The organism is Kineococcus mangrovi (assembly GCF_041320705.1).
GTDB lineage: Bacteria > Actinomycetota > Actinomycetes > Actinomycetales > Kineococcaceae > Kineococcus > Kineococcus mangrovi.
In genome coordinates this window covers 339,733-357,755 of sequence record NZ_JBGGTQ010000002.1, presented here as the reverse complement: position 1 = coordinate 357,755, position 18,023 = coordinate 339,733, and the positions used below count along the sequence as shown (strand labels likewise).

Annotated in this window: 15 protein-coding genes; 6 read left to right on the top strand and 9 right to left on the bottom strand. The window is 74.1% G+C overall.

Annotation, left to right across the window (positions count from 1 at the left end; genetic code table 11):
• The first annotated feature begins 37 nt into the window (after positions 1–37).
• Complete coding sequence (gene map, locus AB2L28_RS04760; protein ID WP_370717583.1) at positions 38–805, top strand: type I methionyl aminopeptidase; 768 nt, start codon at positions 38–40, stop codon at positions 803–805.
• A 74-nt stretch (positions 806–879) separates the two neighbouring features.
• On the opposite strand, the gene AB2L28_RS04755 is transcribed toward map, so the two are convergent.
• Both AB2L28_RS04755 and AB2L28_RS04750 read right to left on the bottom strand, forming a co-directional pair.
• Positions 880–1,227, bottom strand: coding sequence for a hypothetical protein (locus AB2L28_RS04755; protein WP_370717582.1), 348 nt, complete (start codon positions 1,225–1,227; stop codon positions 880–882).
• Positions 1,224–1,721, bottom strand: a complete 498-nt coding sequence (locus AB2L28_RS04750; RefSeq protein ID WP_370717581.1) for a SigE family RNA polymerase sigma factor — start codon at positions 1,719–1,721, stop codon at positions 1,224–1,226. Before AB2L28_RS04750 ends, AB2L28_RS04755 begins: the two co-directional genes overlap by 4 nt.
• Before the next feature lie 164 nt (positions 1,722–1,885).
• Between AB2L28_RS04750 and AB2L28_RS04745 the strand changes: the two genes are divergently transcribed.
• Entirely contained in the window at positions 1,886–2,407 is a 522-nt protein-coding gene (locus AB2L28_RS04745; protein ID WP_370717580.1) for a GNAT family N-acetyltransferase, read from the top strand.
• A gap of 84 nt (positions 2,408–2,491) precedes the next feature.
• A complete protein-coding gene (locus AB2L28_RS04740; RefSeq protein WP_370717579.1) occupies positions 2,492–3,520 on the top strand; it encodes a zinc-dependent alcohol dehydrogenase family protein in 1,029 nt (342 codons plus the stop codon).
• On the opposite strand, the gene AB2L28_RS04735 is transcribed toward AB2L28_RS04740, so the two are convergent.
• The 6 genes from AB2L28_RS04735 to AB2L28_RS04710 form a co-directional block, all read right to left on the bottom strand.
• Positions 3,463–4,017, bottom strand: a complete 555-nt coding sequence (locus tag AB2L28_RS04735) for a P-loop nucleotide/nucleoside kinase family protein (RefSeq protein ID WP_370717578.1) — start codon at positions 4,015–4,017, stop codon at positions 3,463–3,465. The genes AB2L28_RS04740 and AB2L28_RS04735 overlap by 58 nt on opposite strands.
• 374 nt (positions 4,018–4,391) lie before the next feature.
• Entirely contained in the window at positions 4,392–8,120 is a 3,729-nt protein-coding gene (locus AB2L28_RS04730; protein WP_370717577.1) for a DUF5695 domain-containing protein, read from the bottom strand.
• Positions 8,121–8,200: 80 nt separating this feature from the next.
• Positions 8,201–10,156, bottom strand: coding sequence for a glycoside hydrolase family 127 protein (locus AB2L28_RS04725; protein WP_370717576.1), 1,956 nt, complete (start codon positions 10,154–10,156; stop codon positions 8,201–8,203).
• Between the two features lie 64 nt (positions 10,157–10,220).
• Positions 10,221–11,018: a carbohydrate ABC transporter permease gene (locus AB2L28_RS04720; RefSeq protein WP_370717852.1), complete on the bottom strand. Its 798-nt coding sequence runs from the start codon at positions 11,016–11,018 to the stop codon at positions 10,221–10,223.
• Between the two features lie 98 nt (positions 11,019–11,116).
• Positions 11,117–12,049, bottom strand: coding sequence for a carbohydrate ABC transporter permease (locus AB2L28_RS04715; RefSeq protein ID WP_370717575.1), 933 nt, complete (start codon positions 12,047–12,049; stop codon positions 11,117–11,119).
• 126 nt (positions 12,050–12,175) lie between these two features.
• Complete coding sequence (locus AB2L28_RS04710; RefSeq protein ID WP_370717574.1) at positions 12,176–13,498, bottom strand: ABC transporter substrate-binding protein; 1,323 nt, start codon at positions 13,496–13,498, stop codon at positions 12,176–12,178.
• A 294-nt stretch (positions 13,499–13,792) separates the two neighbouring features.
• On the opposite strand from AB2L28_RS04710, the gene AB2L28_RS04705 reads away from it, so the two are divergent.
• Entirely contained in the window at positions 13,793–14,857 is a 1,065-nt protein-coding gene (locus tag AB2L28_RS04705; protein ID WP_370717851.1) for a LacI family DNA-binding transcriptional regulator, read from the top strand.
• 6 nt (positions 14,858–14,863) lie between these two features.
• On the opposite strand, the gene AB2L28_RS04700 is transcribed toward AB2L28_RS04705, so the two are convergent.
• Positions 14,864–15,754: a MurR/RpiR family transcriptional regulator gene (locus tag AB2L28_RS04700; RefSeq protein ID WP_370717573.1), complete on the bottom strand. Its 891-nt coding sequence runs from the start codon at positions 15,752–15,754 to the stop codon at positions 14,864–14,866.
• Between the two features lie 97 nt (positions 15,755–15,851).
• Here AB2L28_RS04700 and AB2L28_RS04695 point away from each other — a divergent pair, with 97 nt between their 5' ends.
• Positions 15,852–16,892 (top strand): SIS domain-containing protein, encoded by a 1,041-nt coding sequence (locus tag AB2L28_RS04695; RefSeq protein WP_370717572.1) that lies wholly within the window; start codon positions 15,852–15,854, stop codon positions 16,890–16,892.
• A complete protein-coding gene (nagA, locus tag AB2L28_RS04690; protein ID WP_370717571.1) occupies positions 16,889–18,010 on the top strand; it encodes an N-acetylglucosamine-6-phosphate deacetylase in 1,122 nt (373 codons plus the stop codon). The genes AB2L28_RS04695 and nagA overlap by 4 nt, the downstream gene beginning before the upstream one ends.
• Positions 18,011–18,023: the final 13 nt, after the last annotated feature.

The window sequence follows — 18,023 nt, the reverse complement described above, 5'->3', positions numbered from 1 at the left end:
GATAGTAATACCGGGATACTTTTACCAGGAGGTTCTCGTGGTGGAACTCAAGACCCCGGGCGAGGTCGAGGCCATGCGCGCCGCCGGCCGCGTCGTCGGCCAGGCCCTCGTCGCCGTGCGCGAGGCCGCCGCGGTGGGCGTGCGGCTCGACGAGCTCGACGCCGTCGCGCGCGAAGTGATCTTCGGAGCCGGTGCGACGTCGCCGTTCCTCGGCTACCAGCCGCGCTTCGCCGACTCCCCGTTCCCCGGCGTCATCTGCGCCTCCGTGAACGACGCGGTGCTGCACGGCATCCCGGGGCCCTATGCCCTCCGGGACGGCGACCTGCTGAGCGTCGACTGCGGCGCGGTCCTCGACGGCTGGGCGGGGGACTCCGCCACCACGTTCAGCGTCGGGAGGGCCAGGCCCGAGGACGAATCCCTCGTCGCCGTCACCCGCGAGGCGCTCGCCGCCGGCATCGCCGCAGCCGTGCCCGGGAACAAGGTCGGGGACGTCTCGGCCGCCATCGGGGCCGTCGGCCACGCCCACGGCTGCGGCGTGAACACCGAGTTCGGCGGGCACGGCGTCGGCCGCACCATGCACGAGGACCCCTCCGTCCCCAACGACGGGCGGGCCGGCCGGGGGCTGACGCTGAAACCCGGCCTCGTCGTCGCGATCGAACCCTGGTTCACCGCCGGGGGGAACCCGGAGTACCGCACCGACCCCGACGGCTGGACGATGCGCAGCGCCGACGGCAGCCGCGGCGCGCACGAGGAGCACACCGTCGCCGTGACGGCCGACGGCCCCGTCGTCCTGACCCTGCCGTGACCTCCGCTGTGGAGTCCCCCCGAACCGCCCGCGGACGCTGATCGCCGCACCGGCCGGGCCCCGGGAACCGTCCCTCAGCCGCCCGGGGTCCACTCCGCCGCGCCGTCCCCGGCCGTCACCGTGAACCGGGTGGCCCCGGCCGGGTCGGTGGTGGTCGTCAGCGCCCCGTCCGCACCCGTCGAGACGTACCCGGCGTCCGCCCGCAGCGTCGGGACCCCGCGGTCCGGGCCGTCCTGGGCCAGCCACCACCCCCCGCCCCCCGCCACGACGACCAGCGCCACTGCGGCGACGCGCGTCGTCCGGGCCCGCCGGCGGCGCAGGTCACCCCGGCGCACCACCTCGGCGGCCGAGGGGAGCCGGGCCCCCTGCGCGGCCTCGTGCGCGGCCCGCTCGATCCGCTCGCCCGTCCCGTCACCCGTCACGTCGTCCCTCCTCGTCTCGGGTCCTCCTGCAGGTGCTCGCGCATCGCCGTGCGGCCCCGCGACAGCCACGCCTCCACGGTGCCGACGGCCACGTCGAGCTCGTCAGCGATCTCGGCGACGGACCGGTCGGCGAGGTGGTGCAGGACGACCGCCTGCCGTCGGCGCACGGGCAGCTCCCGCAGGGCGGCGACCAGCGCCACGTGGTCGGGGCCCAGCCCCGGCAGCGGAGCGTCCTCGTGGGCCCGGCGCTGCGCGACCAGCCGGTTGCTCAGCCTGCGCCACCGGCCGATCGCCACGCGGTGGGCCACGGTCCGCACCCACGCCTCGGGCGAGTCGGCCCGGCTCACGGTCGACCAGCGCTGCCAGGCCCGCGCGAACGCCTCCGCGACCGCGTCCTCGGACGCCGCGAAGTCCCCGGTGGAGAGGTGCACGTGCCCCAGGACGCGTCGTGAGCTGGTGCGGTAGAACGCCTCGAACGCTTCGGCTCCGTCCACCACGACCTCCCTCACGGTCTTGCCCGTCCGGGCGCCGGCCCGGTGCTGGACGTCTCCACGATGACCTCCCGATCGGGCCGGGACCGTCCCCGCCCTCGCCCCACACGACCGCTGGGGGCCCCGGCCGGTTGCACCCGGTCACCGGCGGCCGGTCCACTGGTGGCGTGCAGGAGCTCACGACGGCGAGGTTGCGGCTGCGGGCGTTCGCCCCCGGCGACGAGGCCGCCGTGCACCGGTACGCCGGCGACCCGGAGGTCTGCCGGTACGTGACCTGGGGTCCCAACTCGCCCGGGGACACCCGCCGCTTCGTCGCCGACGCCGTCCGCGCGGCGCAGCGGGACGGGGAGCGGGGCCCCTGGACGTGGGCGGTGGTCCTCGACGGGGAACTGGTCGGGACCGTCGGGCTGACGGTGACCAGCCCGGAGAACGCCCGGGGCGAGCTGGGGTACGTGCTGCGCCGGGACCGCTGGGGCGGGGGCACCACGACGGAAGCGGCCGCCGCCGTCCTCGGGTTCGCGTTCGGTCCGGCGGGCCTGGCGCGGGTCGAGGCGACCTGCCGCCCGGAGAACACCGGATCGCGGCGGGTCCTGGAGAAGATCGGGATGCAGCGCGAGGGTCTGCTGCGCTCGCACGTCGTGGTCCGCGGCCGGCGGTGCGACAGCCTCCTGTTCGCCGCGGTCCGCTGACCTCCCCGGGGGCCCGTGCCATGCTCGGCACCGTCGTCCGGCGACCACCCGCACCACCCGTACCACCCGATGAGGAGCCCCACCGTGCACGCAGCGTTTCTGCCCGGGAACCGCGAGGTCGACCTGCGGGAGGTCCCCGACCCCAGCCCCGGCCACGGCCAGGTCGTCGTCGCGGTGCGCGCCTCGACGATCTGCGGGTCGGACCTGCGCGCCATCTACCGCGAGCACCTCGGTGAGGGACCGGAGGCCTACCAGGGCGTCGTCGGCGGGCACGAACCCGCCGGCCGCGTCGTCGCCGTCGGGTCCGGGGTGGACCGGATCGGTGTCGGCGACCGCGTCGTCATCTACCACATCAGCGGCTGCGGGCAGTGCGACGACTGCCGTCGCGGGTACCAGATCAGTTGCAGTGCACCGGCTCGCGCCGCCTACGGCTGGCAGCGCGACGGAGGGCACGCCGATCTGCTGCTCGCCGAGGAACGTGACCTGCTCGTCCTGCCCGACGCGCTGACGTTCCTCGACGGCGCGTGCGTCGCCTGCGGTTTCGGGACGGCCTACGAGGCGCTGTGCCGGCTCGCGGTCTCCGGCCGGGACCGGTTGCTCGTCACCGGGCTCGGACCGGTCGGGCTCGCCGCGGGACTGCTGGCCAAGGCGATGGGCGCCTCCCGCGTCGTCGGCACCGACCCCAGCCCGCAGCGCCGGGAGCTGGCCCTCGAGCTCGGCGCGGTCGACGAGGCGCTCGCGGGGACGGACGGGGAACTGGACGCCGCCCTCGGCGACGGCGCCGAGGCCGCGGTCGACTGCTCGGGCAACGGCCGGGGTCAGCTCACCGCGCTGCGGCACACCCGCCGCTGGGGCCGGGTCGCGCTCGTCGGTGAGGGCGGGCAGTTGTCCGTGGACGTCAGCGAGGTGCTCATCCACCGCCAGCTCACCGTGCACGGGTCGTGGGTGACCTCGACGGTCCGCATGGGCGAGCTGCTGGAGAACCTGGCGCGGTGGGGGTTGCACCCCGAGACGGTCGTGACGCACCGGTTCCCGCTCGCGCAGGCGGCGCGGGCCTACTCCACCGCCGACTCCGGCGTCGGCGGCAAGGTCGGGATCGTCTGGGAGGACTGAGCGCGCACGTGGGCCATGACCACCTCGGCGGCCTGCACCGCTGAGGTGGTGCTCGTGTCGACCCGCACGCGCTCCGACGTCCAGGGCGCGTAGTCGACGCTCTGCACGTCGGCCCACGTGGGCTCCGGGTGCCCGGGGATGTCGGCCACCCGGTCCTGCACCCACCGCCGGTGCAGCGCCGGATCGCCGCACACCACCTCGACGTCGAGCCACGGCCGGCCCGCGGCGCGCGCCACCGCCCACCACAGCTCGCGCGTCACCGGTAGCGGGTTCACCCCGTCGGCCACGACGAGGTGCCCCTGCCGCAGCAGGTCACCGGCGACGGCGCGGGCGAGGTAGTGGCCGACGGGACCCACGGGGTGGGTCGCGGTCCCGGCGTCGACGAGCGCCTGCTCGACGGTGTCCAGGCGCACGTGGGTGGCGCCCGCGGCGGTGACGAGCGCACGGGCCAGGGACGTCTTGCCGCTGCCCGGCAGACCGGAGAGGACGATGAGCACGTCCCGCAGTCAACCCGGGGTCGCGGCGGCCGCACAAGGCGCGGCCGCCGGTTCCGGCTCCCCTCCCCGGGCGAGGGGCGCCGGGTGGCCGGGTGGCGAGCGGTGGCGCCCCTCACCACGACCAGGGCCGCAGCGCCAGCGCGAGGGTGGCCGCCTGCAGCAACAGCGTCGCCGCCCACACCAGCACCCACCGGGAACGACGTGTCCCCGGTGGACCGCCACGCCCCGGTCCGGTGCTCCGGCCGGTCCCGGTACCGTCCGGGGGCGCCGTCCGGACCCGCGCACCGGCGCCCGGGGCCAGGCCTGCGCCGGGACGGCCCGCACCGGGGTGGGGCCGAGCCCCGTCACCGTCGCGGGCCGCCCCGGCGCTCACCTCAGCGCACCACGTCGACCGTGACCGTGGTCGTGGCGCTGACCGGTGCGCCCGCCTGGTCCTGGCCGCTCAAGGTGCACTCGAAGACCGCGCGCCCCGGCGAGGTCGGGGTCCCGACCAGCGTCAGGTTCGCGTTCTGCCCGGCGGGGTAGGGCCGGGCGATCTGCTGCTGCGTCCCCTCCGCGGGAGCCAGGGAGAACGTCGTGGCACCTGCGGCGCCGGCGTTCGTCTGCCGGCAGGTCTCCACCAGGGTGTTCCCGTCCACCACGCCCGCTCCGCGGTTGCCGAACTGCACGACCACCTGCACGGGCTGACCGACGTTGGCGCGGACGGGGTTCCCGGAGTTCACCTGCTGGTAGAGCCGGGTCTGCGTCGGGGGCACGGGCTGCGCCGGCGCCGGCGTGAACACCGACCACTCCGAGACGGCCACGGCCGAACGGGAACCGCCGGCGGCGGCACTGGCCGTGAGCACCGCCCGCAGCGCCGTGGTCGAGACCGGGGAGAACGTCACCGTGCTCCGGGCCCCGGCGGGGTTGACGGGGTAGGCGGCCGCCCCGGTCGGCTGGACGGGCTGCCAGGAGCCCGAGGCGTCGCGGAACTCCAGCCGCCAGGAGTCGGGCAGTGCCACCCCGTCACCGGAACCCCGCGCCGCGTCGGCCCAGAAGACCAGGGTGGAGGAGGCGACCGTGACGGGCTCGCCCCAGGTGCAGGTCAACGTGTCCGACGCCGACCGGCCGGTGCGCCGGTACGTGCCCCACAGCGCCGTCTGGTCGGTCGCACCGCCCGCGGCCACGAGCCCGTCGTTGAGCGCCCCCACCCGGTTCCACGACGCCGTGTACGTGGCCGAGACGACACCGTCACGCCCGACCTCCCGCTCGCCCGGAGCGTTCCCGGTCCGGGAGACGAGCACCGCGGCGTCGGACGCGGTGGAGCCCAGCGCCACCGCCGCGCCCCGGCCGTCGCTGGTGAGCTGCGCCGACACCGCGGACCCGCCCACGGAGACGTCGTAGGTCCCAGCGGCGAGGTTGGCCAGGCCGATGCGCGGCGCGCTCGCCGCCCCGCCCACGCCCTGCACGGTCAGGCCGACCCGGTCCGCGGCCCGCGAGACCGTCGCCCGGGAGTACTTGGCCCGGCTGACCTCGACGGTCAGCCCCCGGGCGGGGTGCACGATGAGACGCTGCCGGACCCCGTCGCGGGGCACGACCGCGTACTCGCCCCCCGCGCCCGTCGTCCTCACCTCGCCGCCGTACGCGTACGTCCCCACCGCACGGTCCTCGACGACCGTCGTCGACGCGGTGCGGACCCCACCCCAGAACCCGAGGTCCGCCTCCCCGGACCAGGCCCACCAGCCGTCCAGGATGGGGATCCAGTCGTAGTTCGCCCGCCCCTTCTCGCTCTGGAACTGCCACGAGGCCGCCCCGCGGTTCGCCTCGGCGGGGCTGATCTGGCCGGAGTTCACGTTGGCCCACCCCGCCAGGTAGGCGCCGTAGGTCGACCGGACCATGTCGTCGAAGTCCGGGTCGTCCGGTGCGGCGTAGTTCCTCAGGTAGTCCTGCTGCTGCCAGGCGCCGATCTGCGTCTCGTACCCGAGGTTCCACCACGACTCGCCCATGTGGCGGTTGTCGGACCCGTAGAAGTACCACAGCGGTTGCAGGCCCCGGCACGCCAGGGAGGCGCGCTGCACCTTGCGCGCCAGTTCTGTGTTGCCGTACGCCTTGGCCAGGGTGTAGTTCGCCTCGAAACCGGTGGTGTCGATGCTGGCCTCGGAGGCGAAGGGGTACTTCTGGGCGAACAGCCGCTTCGCCTTCGCGTCGAGGAAGCCCTGCAGGGTCGCTGCCTGCGCCGTGCGCCCCTCGAACCGCAGAGCGGCGAGGAGCTCGGGGTAGGTCCCCTCGCCCATGAGGCCGAGGTCGTGGGCGGCGTCCCCGATGGGGGTGGGCAGCGGGATCTTCGTGTACATCGCCTCCCAGGTGCGGAAGGCCATGTCGAGGTAGTCCAGCGCGCCGAACGCGGTCTTCAGGTCGGGCCAGGTGGTCGCCACCTCGTACATGTGGAAGTACGTGTTGGCGATGTGGGCGTAGTTGTACGCCCGCCACACGCCCTGGTCCTGGGGGGTGCCGTCCCGGCCGTCGAACCACCGGTAGACCTGGTAGGTGCGCTGGCCGTTCTCGGTGCGGGCCTGCAGGTACCCGTGCAGGAACCGCTGGATGAACCGGTCCACCGAGGCGATCTCCGACGGTACCGGGTCGGAGACGTTCTTGCGGGCGAGGAACGCGGCCGGGCCCAGGCCGAGGTCGTCGGACCCACCGGCCATCCACTGCTTCCAGCCACCGCCGGGGTAGTCGTCCCAGGTGATGAGCCGCTGGCGCGACATGTCCCACTGCAGGTAGGCGCCGTCGTACCCGCGGGCGGTCCGGGCCTGCTGCTTGCCCGCCAGGAACGCGGTGCGCGCCGCGATCACCTTCTCGACCGGTTCGATCGCCCAGTACTGCAGGACGGAGGTCCGGTTCCCGGCGTAGGTGACCGTGACGTCGTTCGCCCCCAGGGTCGGCATCGTGAGCTGGTAGAGGGAGTACCCGTTGCGCGTGCCCTGCGCCCGGACGGCGATGCCCTTGCCGGCCTCGCCCACGACGGAGGTGATGCCCCCGGCGGCCCGGACGGCCAGCGTCGCGGTGAGGTCGGTGGGGACGACCATGCCGGGCAGGGACACCACGTCGACGACGCCGGCGTCGAACAGGACGTCACGCAGGTCGTGGTAGCTGCCGGCCCACCGGAACGTGAACCCGTAGGTCTTGGAGGCCCCGGGGGCCAGGACGAGCGAGGTCGCCGGCAGGTACGCCGCGGTGGAGGCCGCGCGGGCCACCTGGATGTCCTTGGAGTGGACGTAGTACTCGACGAGACCCTCCCACGCCGGGTCCTTCTCCGCGAAGGGCCCCTCCTTGAAGCGGGCCTTGTTCTTGAACTCCAGCCTGGTTCCCTCCTGCGGGACCATCACCAGGTAGGGGGCCTCGCCGTTCGGGCGCTGCCAGTAGAGGTAGGACCCGTCCTCGGCCACGAACGAGTGCCTGCTGACGTTCTGCTCGTAGATCGCGGTCTGGTCGCTGGCCCACCAGGAGTCCATGGGCAGCGGCAGGCCGACGTCGAGGAACTCCAGCGGTGCGCCGGACGTGTTCGTCACCGTGAAGGTCCAGCTCAGCCGGCTGCGGTCGGGTCCGGTCAGCGCGTACTGCTGGGTCAGGGTGAAACCCCTGATCCCGAAGCGGTTCGCCGCCGTCCCCGCGTACCGCACCGTCACGCCGTCCGCGTCGGAGGTGACGGTCCGCACGTCGTCGGACAGACCGGTGACCGCCGGCCGCGGTGCGGAGTCCCCGGCGCCCTTGACGCTGAAGACCATGTCCCCGAGCCAGCGCGAGTCGTCGACGACGAAGTTCGGGCGGTTGTCGGGGTTCAGCAGGTAGTTGGTCCGGTAGGGGTCCTGCGGGTCCACCAACCGGAACACCCCGCCGGTGGCCTCGTCGACGGCCACGTCGAAGCGTGCGGACTGCAGGGGGCGGGTGGCCGCCGCCGCCCGCGAGGGGGCCAGCACCCCCGGGCCCAGGGCCGCGGCTGCGCTGGCGGCCAGCATGGTCGCCAGGACCGAGCGGCGGGAGGTGGATCCCCCCGGATCCGACGGGAGCGGCGCACCGCCCCGGCCGGTCGCCGGGGACAGGGGTTCTGCGGGGTTCGTCATCGAACGTCTTCTCTCTCGTGGTCGAACGGGGTCGGACCGCCCGGGCGGGCCGGTCCTGCGGGCCGTCGTCGGTGGCGGCCTCAGTCCTCGGAGTCGCCCAGCCAGACCCGCATCTCGCCCGCGCCGCGGTTGGCCCACGCGTAGTAGGGCACGAGCAGCAGGTCGGCGGGGACGCGCCGGGGAGGTTCGGTGCGGTACAGGCCGGCGCCGGCGTGCTCGACGCGTCCACCGGACAACCGCACCCCGAGGACGTCGGGGAGCCCGGGGACCTGGACCACGCGCGCCGGCGCCGACCGGTCGAGCCGCAGGTCGACGAGCGAGGGGCCGTTGTCGACCTCCTCGGCCGCGTAGACCAACGGGCCGCGGGTCACCGCCACGTGCTGGGCCTCCCCGGTCACCCTCGGGTCGGCCCACCACCGGCGCACCGCGACGTCCAGGTCGAGGACGACCTCCGCGCCGACCTGCCAGGCGCGGGTGAGGGACACGTAGCCGTCCGGGCCGAGGAGGTCCGCGACGTCGAACCGCTGCCCGTCGACCGTGAGCTGCCCGCCCTCGGCCCAGCCGGGGACCCGCAGCGAGAGCGTGAACTCACCGCCGGGCGAGTCGGTCACCCGCAGCTGGGTGCGCCCACCCCAGGGGGCGTCGGTGCTCACGTCGACGGTCGCCGGACCAGCGCTGGTCTCGAAGCGGACCGCGGCTCCCAGCGCCAGGTGGACGACGAGCTCGTCGCGGCCCTGGGCGAAGGCGTAGCCGCCCAGGGACGTCAGGAGCCGGGCGATGTTCGGGGGGCAGCACGCCACCTCGAACCACTCGTGCCGCTGCACCCCACCCCGGCTGGCGAGCGGGTTGTCGTAGAAGAAGTGCTCCCCGTCGGCGGACAACCCGGCCAGGACGGCGTTGTAGAGCGCGCGCTCCATCGTGTCCGCGTAGCGCCGGTCGCGGTCCACGGTGAGCATCCGCTGGCTCCACATGACCAGCCCGATCGCCGCGCACGTCTCGGCGTAGGCGTCCTCGGCCGGCAGGTCGAAGTCGCGGGTGAAGCCCTCGTTCACGCGGGAACTGCCCAGGCCGCCCGTCACGTAGGTGCGGGTCGCGGCCAGGTGGTCCCAGAGGCGGCGGCAGGCGGCCAGCAGCGTGCCGTCCCCGGTGTCGGCCGCGAGGTCGGCCATCGCGCTGTACAGGTACGTGGCGCGGACCGCGTGCCCCACCGCCTCGTGCTGCTCGCGCACGGGAGCGTGGGCCTGCAGGTACTCGCGGGTGCGGCCGGGGTGGTCCAGACCGGAGAAGTGCTCGCCGAACCACCCGTCCGTCCCCCGGCGCGCGGTCTCGGCGTCGAAGAAGTACGGCTCGCGGCCGCGTTCGTCCACGAAGTAGCTCGCCAGCCGGAGGTAGCGGTCCTCTCCGGTGGCCCGTGCGAGCTTGACGAGGGCGAGTTCGACCTCCTCGTGCCCGTCGTACCCCCGCAGCTGCCCCGGCCCCGGGCCGAAGACCTCCCCGATGAGGTCGGCGTAGCGGCGGACGACGTCCAGCAGGCTCGTCTTCCCCGTCGCGGCGTGGTGAGCCACCCCCGCCTCGATGAGGTGTCCGGCGCAGTACAGCTCGTGGGCGTCGCGCAGGTCGGTGAACCGCTCGCCCGGCGCCGCGGCGGTGAAGTACGTGTTGAGGTACCCGTCGGGGTGCTGGGCCCGTGCCAGCACCTCGACGGCCTCGTCGACGTCGCGTTCGAGCCGGGCGTCGGGCGTGACGGCGAGGCTGTTGCTGGCGGCCTCGATCCACTTCGCGACGTCGCTGTCCCAGAACACGTGCGGGGGCGCGTCCCCGGGGTCGGGTGCCCCGGCGAGGGCCCGCAGGTGGCCCACGCGGTCGATCTGCCGGCGCTGGAACGGGATCGTCCGTCGGCGCACCACCTCGACGCGGGGGGACCAGAACGGGTCGTCGAGGCGGACGGCCGTCACGGGCAGGGGGCGGGACGTCACGGTCACCGCGGGCTGCGCGGGTGCGTCGGCGGCGGCCGGGACGGGGGAGGTGGTGGTCATGGTGGTCCTCGTGGTCGTTCGTGCGTTCGGTGTCCGTGAACCCGGGGCCGTCCCGGGGGGTTGCTCACCCCTTGAGGGCTCCGGACATGAAGCCGGCGACGTAGTGGCGCTGGAGCAGCAGGAAGAGCAGGACGCAGGGCAGGGCCAGGACGACGACACCGGCCTCGGTGGCGCCGTAGTCGACGACGCCCATCACCTGGCTGCGCAGGTTCGCCACGGCCAGGGGCAACGTGAGCTTGTCGGAGTCGCTGATGAGGACGAGGGGGGTGATGAAGTCGTTCCAGGCGGCGAGGAAGGCGAACAGCCCCACCGTGATCAACCCCGGTTTGACCGCCGGCAGCAGCACCCGCACCAGCGCCGTGAAGGAGTTGCACCCGTCCACGAGAGCGGATTCGAGGAGTTCGCGGGGCACCGCCTCGAAGGCGATGCGCATCATGAACGTGGCGAACGGGAGCTGGAACATGGTCATGACCAGGGAGGTGCCGACCAGGCTGTTCTGCAGGCCGATCTGGTTCAGCAGGACGTACAGGGGGATGAGCAGGGTGGCGTACGGGACCATGAGGATGGCCAGCACGGCCAGGAACAGGACGTTCTTGCCGGGGAACTGGTAGACGGCGAAGGCGTAACCGCCCAGGGTGGAGACGACGAGGGTGAGGACCACGGTGAGGACCGACAGGTACGAGGAGTTCCACAGGTACCGGAGCAGACCCGCCTGGTAGTTCGCCAGCGTCTCGTAGTTGCCGAAGCCCCACCCGACGGCCTGGGCCGTCCCGCCCTGCGGGCTGACCGAGGCGACCGCCGCCCACAGCAGGGGCGCGAGGAACACGAGGGCGAGCCCGCCGGTGAGGACGTACCGCGGCATCACCGCGGCGGTGCGGCGGCCCGAGGGACGCAGGTCCGTCCGGGCCGGCACGCCGAGTTCGGCGATCGGTGTGGCGGGAGCGCTGTTCTGAGGCATGGTCAGTTCTCCTTGCCGCGCAGACCGCGGAACTGCAGGACGTTCAGGACGACGAGTGCGGCCAGGACGATGATGGACAGGGCGGCGGCGCGTCCGAGGTCGTTCTGCCCCTGGAAGGCCGCGTTGTAGACGAGCTGGACGATGGTCACCGTGCTGTTGTCCGGGCCCCCCTTGGTCAGGATGTAGAACTGGTCGAAGGCCAGCAGCGAGCCGGTGACGCACAGGATGGTGCACAGCGCGAGGGATGACCTCAGCAGCGGGACGGTGATGAGCCGGAAGATCTGCAGCGGTTTCGCACCGTCCATGCGGGCGGCCTCGTAGACCTCGCCCGGGATCCCCTGCAGGCCGACCAGCAGCAGCAGCATGTAGAAGCCGGCGAACCGCCAGACGATGAGCACCACGGTCGAGGTGAGAGCTGCTCCCGGGGTCCCCAGGAAGGAGATCCGCCCGATGTCGATGCCCACGAGCGACAGCAGGCCCGGCAGGGGGGAGGCCTGCGGGGAGTACAGCGCGTAGAAGAGCAGCGACGCCGACGCCAGCCCCAGTGCGCTCGGGAGCAGGAAGGACGTGCGCAGCACCGCGCTCCACCGGGTGGACTCCTGCACCAGCATCGCCAGCCCCAGGGCCAGTGCCAGCAGGATGACGGTGGTGATCACCGTGTAGAGCAGCGTGAACCGGACCGCCGGCCAGAACAGCGGGGCCTGCACCGCCGCGGTGAAGTTCTCCGGTGCGTTCAGACCCCGGTTGCCCGTGAACAGACCCCAGTCCGAGACGGACATCTGCAGGACCAGCAGGGTGGGGACGAGGAAGAACAGCCCGACGAACAACGCGGTGGGTGCGGCGTAGGCCCAACCCGTCAGGGACTTCCCCTTGCGCTGCGGACGGGAGGTGCGGGCTGCGGGGACGGTGGTGGAGGACGGGCTGCTGACTGCCACGGTGCGGCTCTCTCGTCTGGTTCGTGGTCGTGGTGGGAGTTCGGGGGCTCCCCGGGGCCGGACCGTGCCCCCGCGGGCGGTCCCGCGGTGCTCGCGGGACCGCCGACGGAGGTGGCGTCCGGTCGGTCAGTCGGCCAGGGCGGCCGTGATCGCCTCGTTCTGGGCGTCGAGGTCACCGGGGTCGTCGCTGTAGACCTGGTCGCGCACCAGGGTGATCCACGGGCTGCCGGTGGCGTTGAAGGCCGTCTGGAAGTTCGGCGCGAACGGGGTCTTGCTGTCGGCCGCACCGGCGATCTCGTTGATGGTGGCCTGTCGGGGGTCGTCGGCGGTGTACTTGTTCTGGGCCAGGTCGGTGCGCGAGGGGGTGGTGCCGTTGGCTGCCAGGACGCCGACCTGGGCATCGTCCGACATCAGCCAGGACAGGAAGTTCCAGGCCTGGTCGGCCTTCTCGGAGTCCTTGGAGATCCCGATCCCGTCACCCCCGACGAAGGTGGAGCCGCCGCCCTCGACCCCGGGGATGGGCGCGACGCCGACGTCGACGGTCTTGCTGACGGTCGACAGCAGGGTGGCGGGGTAGGGCATGACCCCGATCTGGCCCTTCTGGAAGGCGCCCGTCCACGTCGCCCCGGTCTCGTCGCGCGATCCGGGGGCGATGGCGCCCGCGGCCTGCAGGTCGTGCCAGGTCGAGTAGACCTGCTTGGCGGTGTCGCTGTTCAGCAGCGACTGGGTGCCGTCGTCGTTCAGGACGTCCTGACCGCTGGCCCAGATCATCGGGAACCAGGTGAACACGGTGCAGCCACCGCAGTTCCCGCCGAAGTAGGTGCCGTAGGTGTCGGGTTTGCCCAGCTTCTGGACGGCTTCGGCCTGCTCCTTGAACTCCGCCAGCGTGGTGGGCCCCTTGTCCGGGTCCAGACCCGCTTCGCGGTAGAGCTCCTTGTTCCACATCATGACCGAGAGGTCCTCGACGAAGGGCAGGACGTACTCCTTGCCCTCGTAGGTGCCCGCCTTGAGGTGACCCTCGTTGATGCTGCCCGCCGACGGGAGCTGGTCGATGTTCGAGGTGATGTCCTTGAACAGGCCCTGGGAGGTCCAGTTCGGCGTGTACACGATGTCGGCGGCGAACAGGTCCGGCAGGCCCCCGCTGCCGGCCGCCGCCCCCACCTTCGTGACGTAGTCGTCGTTGGGGACGACCGTCAGTTCGACGTGGTTCTCGTGGGAGGCGTTGTAGGCCTCGACCAGGGCTTTGGCCTGCAGCTCCAGCGGGGCGCGGGTCCACAGGGTCAGGTCCGCACCGTCGTCGCTGCCGGAGGGGCCGCTGATGGACGCGGTCTGGTCGCCGCCACCTGCGCCGCCGCTCCCGCTGCCGCAGGCGGCGAGCCCCACGACCAGGGTGGCCGCGGCCACGGCGGCGAGCGTCCCCCGCAGGGGTCCGCGCTTGGTGCCTCTCATGTGCTCCTCCTCGAGCAAGACGTTCCTCGACCCGGCGCCGGTCGCCGGTCGAAACGGTGTTTCGGTCTTCGGTCAAGATGACGCGGCGACATCGTGCCTGGTGAGGACGGTTGGAGCTGCGTCGCTGCCAGTCCCGACGAATCTCGTCGTAACCGCTTTCGAAAGCGTCGCGGGAAGCGGGCCGGCTGTCAAGGGCTTCTCGGGGGTCGATGCCGCCCGCGTGCTCGTGCGGGGTCGGCTGCGCCTGCGCCCGGGGGGCGACCTCGTGCGGGGTACAAAGGTCCCGTGGACGAGGTGAGGGTGTCGGCGGGCCGTGACCAGCCGTCACGTGCGGTGACCCTGCGAGACGTCGCGCGCCTGGCCGAGGTCTCCACGGCGACGGCCTCGAAAGCCCTGAACGGGCGGCCGGACGTCAACCCCGGCACCCGGGCGCGGGTGCTGGCGGCGGCCGAGCGGTTGTCGTTCTCCCCGAACGCCATGGCCCGCGGTCTGTCCGCTGGGCGGTCGGGGACCGTCGGCCTGCTGACCTCCGACCTGGAGGGGCGCTTCTCGCTGCCGATCCTCATGGGGGCCGAGGACGCCTTCGGCGCCGATCGGACCTCGTTGTTCCTGTGCGACGCCCGCGGCGACGCCATCCGCGAGCAGCACCACCTGCGGGCCCTGCTGTCGCGGCAGGTCGACGGCCTCATCGTCGTGGGCGCGCGGCCGGACTCGCGCCGGTCGCTGGGCCCGAACCTGCCCGTGCCGGTCGTCTACGCCTACTCCCCGTCCCAGGACGCGGCGGACCTGTCCATCGTCTGCGACAACGTCGCCGGTGGACGCCTGGCCGTGGACCACCTGCTGGCCTGCGGCCGCACCCGCATCGCCCACATCACCGGTGACCCGGGGTACGGCGCCTCCCACGACCGCGCCCGGGGCGCCCGCGACCGGCTGGCCGAGGCAGGTCTGGAACTGGTCGGGGACGGGGTCTGGTTCGGGTCGTGGACCGAGAGCTGGGGGCGACGGGCGACGAGACTGCTGCTGGAGCAGACCCGGGAGCTGGACGCGGTGTTCGCCGGGTCCGACCAGATCGCCCGGGGGGTGCTCGACGTCCTGCAGGAGGAGGGGTTGCGGGTCCCGGAGGACGTCCAGGTGATCGGCTTCGACAACTGGGAGGTCATCGCCGGCGAGTCGCGTCCCGCGCTGAGCACCGTGGACATGCAGCTGGAGGCGCTGGGCCGGCGCGCGGCGCAGAGCTTGACCGCGGCGATCGCGGGGAACCCCGGGGCGGGGACCGTCGAGCTGGGGTGCCGGGTCGTCCAGCGCGATTCCACGACGCCGCGTGGGAACGACCGGGACCTCCCCCCACGACCCGGCTGACCGGGCCTACCGCCGGTGCGCTCGGCGGCCCTGGACGGGGCGGGGGTCCTCCACCGCGCGGTAGGTGCGCTGCAACGCGTCCCCGGCCCGGTCGCCGAGGCGCTGCACGACGGCGACGTACAGGCAGTCCAGGACGAGCGCCGTCGCGGCCCGGCTGGCCATCGCTCCCGCGCGGTAGGCGGTCTCGCGCCCGGTGGCGACGAGCACGTGGTCGGCGGCCCCCGCCAGCGGTGAGCCCGCCGAGCTCGTCACGGCGACGACCTTCGCCCCCCGGTCCCGCGCGCGCCCGGCCGCGGCGACGACGTCGGGGGTGCGCCCGGAGTGGCTGACGACGACAGCGGTGTCGTCCGGGCCGAGGGTCTCCGAGCTCACGAGCGCCGCGTGCCCCTCCGTCCGCAACCGGGTGAGCAGCCCGGCGCGGACGGCCTTGTGGTCGAAGTCGGCGGCCAGCACCCCCGAGGCGCCGATGCCCCAGCAGTCCACGGCCCGCGCGCCGTGGACGGCGTCGGCGGCCGCCCCCAGCGCGGCGAGGTCGAGGGTGCGGGCGGTGGCGTGCAGCGCCTCGCTCTCCAGGGCGGCCAGGCTGGCGACGACGCCGGCGAGGTCGGGGGCGTCCTCGGGGGACTCGGTGAGCAGCGCGGCCGGTGCGGGGGCGGTGCCGGAGGCGGCCAGGGCCAGCCGCAGCTGCGGGTACCCGGCGAACCCCAGGGACCGGGCCGTGCGCACGACGGTCGCCTCGCTCGTCCCGGTGCGCGCGGCGAGGTCGGTGACGGTGAGCTGGGCGGCCGCGGCCGGGTCCTCCAGCAGCGCGGTCAGCACCCGGGCGCCGGAGGCCGTCGCCGCGGGGACGGCGGCGAGCAGGTGCGCGCGCAGGGCGGTGGGGTCGGGTGCGGTCACGGGTCTCCGTCCAGGGGTCTGGTGAGAACTTTCAACCGGCGCTACGGTTGTGTCAACTTCCTTCAGGACTGTCCCCGTCACCCCGTCTGGAGCCCCCGTGAGCCCCGCCCGTGGTCACCTCGTCCGTTCCGAGATCGCCGAGCAGCCCGCCGTCGCCGACCGGGTCCTGACCGCCGCGGGCGGGGAGGTCGCCCGCGTCGCCGGCCTCCTGCGCGACGCGGCCCCGCGCGCGGTGCTCCTGACCGCCCGCGGCACGAGCGACCACGCCGCGCTCTACGCCAAGTACCTCCTCGAGATCGGTCTCGGCCTGCCCTGCGGGCTCTCGTCCACCTCGACGCTCACCGTCTACGAGGCGACGCCCGACCTGCGGGGCGTGCTGTGGATCAGCATCAGCCAGTCCGGCGGCTCGCCCGACCTCGTCGAGTCGACGGCCGCGGCCCGCCGCGCCGGCGCCACCACGCTCGCCGTCACCAACAACCCCGGCTCCGCGCTCGCGCAGGCCGCCGAGCACCACCTCGACGTGCACGCCGGCCCCGAGCTGGCCGTCGCCGCGACCAAGAGCTACACCGCCCAGCTCCTGACCCTGTGGCTGCTCGCGACGACCTGGCGCGGCGGTGACCTCGCCCCCGCGCAGGCCCTGCCCGGGTTCCTGGAGCAAGCCGTGTCCGCCACCGACGTCCCCGACGTCGCCGCGCGCTACCGGTTCGTCGACCGGCTCGTCCTCACCGCCCGCGGGTACTCCTACCCGACGGCGCGCGAGGCCGCGCTGAAGCTCATGGAGACGTCCTACCTGTCGGCCCAGGCGTTCTCGGCCGCCGACCTCATGCACGGCCCGCTCGCCATGGTCGACGCCGACCGCCCCGTCGTCGCCGTCGTGCCGCAGGGCCGCGGCGGCGACGCGATGGCGCCCGTCCTCGACGCGTTGCGCGACCGGGGCGCCGACGTGTGCGCCGTCGCCCCCGCGGGTCTGGCCCCCGACGCCACCGTCCGGCTCGCCCTGCCCGGCGGGATGCCCGAGGAGCTCGCACCCGTCGTGCAGATCGTGCCGCTGCAGCGCCTGGCCCTGGAGATGGCCGTCGCCCGCGGTCTGGACCCGGACGCGCCCCGCGGCCTGCGCAAGGTCACCGAGACGCGATGACCGTCCTGGCGCGCGGAACCGTCCACACCGGTGCGCGGGTGCTGACCGACGGCTGGGCGTTGCTGGACGGCCGCGAGGTCGTGCAGGTGGGGACGGGGCCCGCGCCCACCGGTCCCGGCGCCGCCCACGAGACCGTCCGGGGCGCGCACGTCGTCCCCGGGTTCGTCGACGTGCACTGCCACGGCGGCGGTGGCGCCAGCTTCGGCGGACGCGGGGACGAGGCCGTCGCGGCGGCCCGCACCGTCGCCGCCACCCACCGCGCGCACGGCACGACGACGCTCGTCGCGAGCCTCGTGACCAGCCCGCTCGACGAGCTCGCCGCCACCCTCGACGCCCTCGCCGGTCTCGTCGCCGACGGCGAGCTGGCCGGCGTCCACCTCGAAGGGCCCTGGCTGAGCCCGGACCACCGCGGCGCGCACGCCCCGGGCCTGCTGCGCGATCCCGACCCCGCCGACCTCGACCGGCTGCTGTCCACCGGCCTCGTGCGGATGGTGACCATCGCCCCCGAGCTGCCCGGGGGACTGGCTGCGGTGCAGCAGGTCGCGGCCGCCGGGGCCACCGCCTCCATCGGCCACACGGGTGCCGACGCCGACACGGCCCGGCGCGCCGTCGACGCCGGGGCCCGGTGGGCCACGCACCTGTTCAACGCCATGGCGCCGGTGCACCACCGCGAACCGGGGGCCGTGCCCGCGCTCCTGGACGACGACCGGGTCACCGTCGAGCTCATCGCCGACGGCGTGCACCTGCACCCGCTCGTCGTCGCCCTCGCCGCCCACCGCGCCGGCCGGGGTCGCGTCGCCCTGGTCACCGACGCCATGGCCGCGACGGGGGCGGCCGACGGCCGCTACCGCCTCGGCGACCTCGACGTCGACGTCACCGACGGGGTGGCCAGGCTCGCCGGGGGCGGGTCCATCGCCGGCAGCACCCTGACCCTCGACCGCGCGCTGCGCTTCGCCGTGACCGAGGCGGGGCTGGCGTTCGCCGACGCCCTCGACGCCGTCACCGCGACCCCGGCGCGGCTGCTCGGCCGCACCGACGTCGGCCACCTCGAACCCGGCGCCCGCGGTGGCGCCGTCGTCCTCGACGCCGACCTCGCCCTCCTGCGCGTCCTCACCTGACGAGCCCGCCCCG

What these genes read in the sequence shown, in the direction of transcription:
- AB2L28_RS04725 (WP_370717576.1), bottom strand. Translation starts at nt 10,156, where the DNA reads ATGACCACCACCTCCCCCGTCCCGGCCGCCGCCGACGCACCCGCGCAG.
- AB2L28_RS04720 (WP_370717852.1), bottom strand. Translation starts at nt 11,018, where the DNA reads ATGCCGCGGTACGTCCTCACCGGCGGGCTCGCCCTCGTGTTCCTCGCG.
- nagA (WP_370717571.1), top strand. Translation starts at nt 16,889, where the DNA reads ATGACCGTCCTGGCGCGCGGAACCGTCCACACCGGTGCGCGGGTGCTG.
- AB2L28_RS04730 (WP_370717577.1), bottom strand. Translation starts at nt 8,120, where the DNA reads ATGACGAACCCCGCAGAACCCCTGTCCCCGGCGACCGGCCGGGGCGGT.
- AB2L28_RS04710 (WP_370717574.1), bottom strand. Translation starts at nt 13,498, where the DNA reads ATGAGAGGCACCAAGCGCGGACCCCTGCGGGGGACGCTCGCCGCCGTG.